Origin of the sequence: uncultured Campylobacter sp., from assembly GCF_938040115.1 — a bacterium.
GTDB lineage: Bacteria > Campylobacterota > Campylobacteria > Campylobacterales > Campylobacteraceae > Campylobacter_A.
The window spans coordinates 1-5,257 of sequence record NZ_CALHXD010000237.1 but is presented as its reverse complement, the minus strand read 5'-3'; the positions used below and the strand labels follow the sequence as shown (position 1 = coordinate 5,257).

Sequence of the window (5,257 nt, the reverse complement as noted above, 5' to 3'; positions counted from 1 at the left end):
TTTTGCCCATGAGAGCTACTAAAATCATAATTTACGTTTGCGTTAAATCCGTTTATACCGCTTATCATATTAATCCTTTATGCTTTTACGTCAAATTTACCTATTTTTACTAGTTGATTTAAAATTTCAGTTATATCCGTCCCTTTTTCGCGTTCGGCTTTTAAGAAATTTTCAAAGAATTCTCGTCTGATGTCTTTATCTACGTAGGTTTTGCTTTTACTAGTAGCCTGGATGGGTTTAAATTTCTTTTCCCTGTTTTGCTTGGCTAAATTTGCGTTGTATTCTCTCATCTCTTGATTGATTTTTGCTACGGCTTCTTTGTGGGCTTTCGTAGTTTTCTCGATATCTTCCGCATAGAGTTTTTTAAATTCTTCTATACTGATGTCGGTTCTTAACAGTAAATTGGCTCCGACGTCGCTCATCGCACCGTCTTCAGGTAAAGAGTCTTTAAAAGCTCTCAGCTCCTCTTCCTCCTCCTTTGTTCCGAGCCCCAGCATTTTACCCGAGATAGTCGGTTTACCGTCTATGGATTTGCTTTTTAGCCACCACGAATACGAATCTAGAGTAAAATCAACGACCTTTTCCTTTGTATCTAGCTCATCCCTCATTATCATCTCATGCATCTGTCCGGGGGCGTATTTTTGGGCTAGCATCGCGTCGATTTTTTCTATGGTTTTGGTTATCCAGCCTTCTTCACTCCTATCGAAATTGATATTTTCAGCCTCAAATATCTCGTAGGTAGTTTTATTCATATACGCTTGTGCTATACGCGCATCCTCGTCGCTTTGCACGCTTTTTTGAGGCGTTTTGTTTAAATTTTGCTTATCGAAAGGAGCGATTTTAGCGACGCTTGCTTGCGCTTTTTGCGGGTCGGCTTTGGTTTCGAAATTCAGCTGATAACCCGCCGAGTTTAAATTTATGCCTTCTATCATTTTTAAATCCTTTTAAATTTAGATTTTAAGATAAATCGGCAAATTTGAGAAACAATTTAGGGTAAAGATAAGAAAGGATATCAAATTTAGCTCCCGTTTCGAGAGCTAAATTTAATCCAAATTTGAACGCAAAAAAGATAAGCGGAAGCATCTTGCGATAAATTTAAATGTTTTCTGCTTCGCTACGCTTGCAGCTAAATAGAAGAAGTAAATTTCCTCCCAAGACTAGACATATAGTCTGTCGCAGGGCGAAATTTACGCAATCATTTAAAGGCACGCAAGAGACGACGAGTAAAATTACTTTTCCGTTAACTCGCACTTAGCGCCGCGAGTAATCATCAAGGACTGATCGTAAAATAAAATAAGCACCACAGAAACACCCACGCCAAGAGCTAGCGAGACCGTCGTGGTCGTGATCGCGTTATCGAAAAATATGATTAGGTATTCGTTTTTCTTAGCGATATTAGGCTCGTTTAGAAACGAAAACAGCGCCAAAATGCCCTTATACGCGTAAACTCCAGGCACCATCGGCAAAAGCGCGGGAAACGCGATGATCTCGGCGGGCACTTTGAGCCGTTTGGCAAAGAGCATACCTAAAATCCCGCTTAAAAATGAGACGATGAGAGTGGCGACGCTGATGTTAAAAAATCCCATCTGCATGATCCAAAAGCGGCTAGCGTGCGCAAACGCCGCAAGCAGCGCGCAAAATGCGAGAGTCCTTTTTGGCGGAGAGCTAGCGTAGGCAAAGCCAAGCCCCGCCACCGCGGCAAAAGCGCCGTCTATGAGAGTCGCAGTAAAAAGCTCAAACATGTAAAATCTCCGCATTGCTAAGCGAGAGCGTGATATAGACGCCCACCGCGATGCAAAGTATCAGGATGCCCGTGCTCACGGCTCTGCTGATGCCTACAAGCGTGTTGTCGTTTATGATATCAAAGACCGAGTTTATGAGAAAAACGCCCGGCATCAAAAATAGTATCGACGAGCCGATCGCCACGTCGCTAGTGTGCGTAAAGCCGTAAAATACGCCAAGATATGCGATAAACGAGACGACGAACGAGACTAGGACGTACTGGATTTTTAAATTTACGCCCATTTTAGCAAGCGCAAATCTAAGGCTATAACCCACGAGCGTCGCGAAAAATACGCAAGCTACCGAGCCCATATCGCCGCCAAAAAGCTTGCAAAACGCCGCATTTGCAAGGCTTATTAAAATAAGCGAGCTTGCAAATTTATTCGCCCCTATACGCATGACGCCATCAAACTGCTCTTTGGCCTCATCAAGGCTCAAATTTTCATCCAAGATCCGCCAGCTAAGCGACGAAAGCTCGGAAATGCGGTTAAAGCTCACCTGCCCTATCGGGATCTTTTTCACGTAGGTTCGGCGCAGGGAGTTGTCGGCCGAGTCCATGACGCTAATGGTAAAATATTTCACGAAAATCGTCACGCTAACGTCGTATCCGTAGCACCTAGCCACGCGGTCCACGCACTTTTCGACGCGCGCGGTGTAGGTGCCCGCGCTCACCATCGCCGTCGTGTAGTCAGAGAGAAAATCGGTTAAAATTTGGATGTCGGGCTTCGCGCTCATTTTTGGGCGGTTTTAAATTTGATAAAAAACAAAGCAAGCTGTGCAAACAGCATCAGCTTCATCGTCCACTCGCTAGCCGCATGCATCTGAGCAAACTCGGCCGTCTGCGTCGCCGCCTCACCCACAGCCTGCGCATCCATGACGAAAGGCGTGAAGTAAAACACGAACGAGAGCGCGAGGGCTAAATTTATCGCGCATAGCATGTTTGCGCTAAATTTGGCGGCAAATTTGACGCTAGATCTAAACGATGCAAACTCGTAAAGCGCGGCTATGACGCTAACGGCTAGCAAGGCGTAGTTAAATTTAACAAATATCGTAGCCATCAGTTTGCCGCTTTGAAACTGCGTGAGTACGCCCTCGCCAAGTATGCTCTGCGGATAAAAAATCGTGGGTGCGACTAGGGCGCCCAGAGCTAGCTCCGTGCCGATGAGCGCGCCCAAAAGTAAAAAATAAATGCTTTTCATGATTTTCCTTTTTTTGATTTATCGCACGCATTTTAGGGTTATAGCATTTAAAATCCGCTAAATTTAAGCAAAAAGGGCGGAAATTTGCGAGTGCTAAATTTGACGCAAGCTGGGGCAAATTTAGTTTACCAGCAAAAGCCAAAACTGCGCGCAAATTTAGAAATTTGCAAATATATTTCGCGCGACGAATCCGCGGTCAAATCCAGCTAAATCCTTGTAAAACTCCGCCTCGAACCCGTTAAATTTAAGCGCGCTTTGCATACTTTCTTGCTGATCGTAGCCCATCTCGCAGGCTAGGTATTTTACGCCGCGATTTTTAGCGACAAGGATAATGTTTTTTAAGATCTCGTCGCCCGCCGCGCCGCCAAAGAGCGCCTCGTGCGGCTCGTTTAGTACGAATTTATCAAGCTCGTAGTCCCGCGCGATATAAGGCGGGTTTGAAACGAGCAGATCAAACCGTCCGTAAATTTGATCCAGATACGCGCATTTTACGAACTCTATTTTGTCCTCTACGCCAAATTTTGCGGCGTTCTCGCGAGCTAAATTTAACGCATCGTCGCTGATATCTGATGCTATGATTTTAGCCTTTGAGTTTAGCGCGAGACAGATACTGATTATCCCGCTTCCCGTGCCGATCTCGGCGACTAGGGACGGCTCATTTTGCGAGGGTAAATTTGACAAAATCTCAAGCGATTTTTCGACTAAAATTTCAGTTTCGGGGCGCGGGATCAAGACGCCCTTTTTTACGTTAAAAGTAAGCCCGTAAAAGCCCGCTTCGCCCGTGATATATTCAAGCGGCTCGTGATTTGCGAAACGGCTTGCCAGCGCAAAATAACCCTCCGTATTCTCTAATTCGCGATTTAAATTTAAAAAAACCCACTCGATTTTTACGCCGAGGTGTTGTATCAAAAGAGCCTTGGCTATGCGCACCGGATTTGCGCCGTTTATCTCGCATGCTGGAGCTATCTGCGAGACAGCGGCTTTTAGCGCGTCATTTACCGTCATTTTCCAGCTCGTTTATACGCTCAAAAAGGCTTGGGTGCGAGTGATAGAAAAAGGCGTAGAGCGGATGAGCCTTCGGGAAGGCCTTGTTTTCGGAGCCTAGCTTTTTTAGCGCGCTTATCATGTCGGCTTTGTTTGAAACCTCGCCTGAGAATTTATCGGCGCCAAATTCGTTCGCGCGACTAAAATACGAGCTAATAGGCGAAAATAAAAACCCGAAAATCGGCGAGAAAAGTAGCAAAAACATGATCACTCCGCCGCCTGCCGGGCTGAGTCCCAGCGCCTGATACGCCGCGTCGGGGATGTTGCCGAATATAAAAAACATCGCAAAAAGCATAACCGCGCTTAGGGCGATCATTTTTAGGATATCTTTGTGCTTAAAGTGCCCGAGCTCATGCCCCAAAACGGCGATTATCTCGGCAAGACTTAGTTTTTTAACGAGCGTGTCGAAAAGCACCACGCGCTTAGTCGCGCCAAGGCCGCCAAAATAGGCGTTTAAGCGGTTGTCGCGCTTGCTAGCGTCTATCGTAAAAACGCCGCTACTTTTAAAGCCGCACTGCGTCAAAAGCCCTTCTATACGGCTTTTTAGCTCGCCTTCTTCCAGCGCCTGCATTTTGTTAAAGATAGGCGCGATGAGCGTCGGGTAGATGAGATTTATAACGAGCGCGACCGAGAAGCTCAGCAAAAACGCCCAAAACCACCAAAAATCGCCCAAAAATCCAATGCAAAGCAGCACCAGCCACACAAACAGCGTGCCAAACACAAGCGTTAGCGCAAGCGTTTTAAGTAGATCGAGCGCGAAAATTTTAGGCGTTACGTTTGAAAAGCCGAGCCTTTTGTCTTTGACGAAAGTTTCGTAAATATTTAGCGGTAGCTCCAGCAGCGACGAGATGATCAAAAAGCTCATCACAAAGATGATATGATCTCGCAGTTCTCCCGTTTTATAGGCGCTCTCATACAGCTCGCCCAGCCCCCAGCACGCCCACATCACAAATATCGCAGCGTGATAGAGAAGGCTAGCTATCTCAAATTTTTGATTGCTTATCGCGGCTGCGGCGGCTGATTCGTACTCGCCCTGCTCTAGCACGACGGCGGGCTTTTTAGCCTCCGAGCGGATAAAGTTTATCTGAAAAATCGCCAGCCACGCCTTTATGGCAACGTAAAAAAAGTAAATACCGAGTAAAAAATAAAACATATTTTTCCTTAAATTTTATAAAGACTAAAGCAGCCGTAGTCGGTGCGCACGGCCAAAAATTCCTCGCCGTTTATGCGCT

General features: G+C 45.9%; 6 protein-coding genes. All 6 read right to left on the bottom strand.

Translation table 11 applies throughout. The annotated features are described in order from the left end of the window. Window positions 1-77: 77 nt before the first annotated feature. Window positions 78-932 carry a cell surface protein gene (locus Q0314_RS07965; protein WP_298058071.1) on the bottom strand — a complete coding sequence of 285 codons (855 nt, stop codon included), beginning with the start codon at window positions 930-932 and terminating at the stop codon, window positions 78-80. A gap of 297 nt (window positions 933-1,229) precedes the next feature. Then, complete coding sequence (locus Q0314_RS07960; RefSeq protein ID WP_298058069.1) at window positions 1,230-1,742, bottom strand: threonine/serine exporter family protein; 513 nt, start codon at window positions 1,740-1,742, stop codon at window positions 1,230-1,232. Beyond that, window positions 1,735-2,517, bottom strand: coding sequence for a threonine/serine exporter family protein (locus tag Q0314_RS07955; protein ID WP_298058067.1), 783 nt, complete (start codon window positions 2,515-2,517; stop codon window positions 1,735-1,737). The genes Q0314_RS07960 and Q0314_RS07955 overlap by 8 nt, the downstream gene beginning before the upstream one ends. Then, on the bottom strand, window positions 2,514-2,981 hold the full coding sequence (locus tag Q0314_RS07950; RefSeq protein WP_298058065.1) for a DUF4149 domain-containing protein: 468 nt from the start codon (window positions 2,979-2,981) through the stop codon (window positions 2,514-2,516). Before Q0314_RS07950 ends, Q0314_RS07955 begins: the two co-directional genes overlap by 4 nt. Window positions 2,982-3,137: 156 nt before the next feature. Beyond that, window positions 3,138-3,986 (bottom strand): peptide chain release factor N(5)-glutamine methyltransferase, encoded by an 849-nt coding sequence (gene prmC / locus Q0314_RS07945; protein ID WP_298058063.1) that lies wholly within the window; start codon window positions 3,984-3,986, stop codon window positions 3,138-3,140. Next, on the bottom strand, window positions 3,973-5,178 hold the full coding sequence (locus Q0314_RS07940) for a M48 family metallopeptidase (RefSeq protein WP_298058061.1): 1,206 nt from the start codon (window positions 5,176-5,178) through the stop codon (window positions 3,973-3,975). Before Q0314_RS07940 ends, prmC begins: the two co-directional genes overlap by 14 nt. Between the last annotated feature and the right edge of the window lie 79 nt (window positions 5,179-5,257).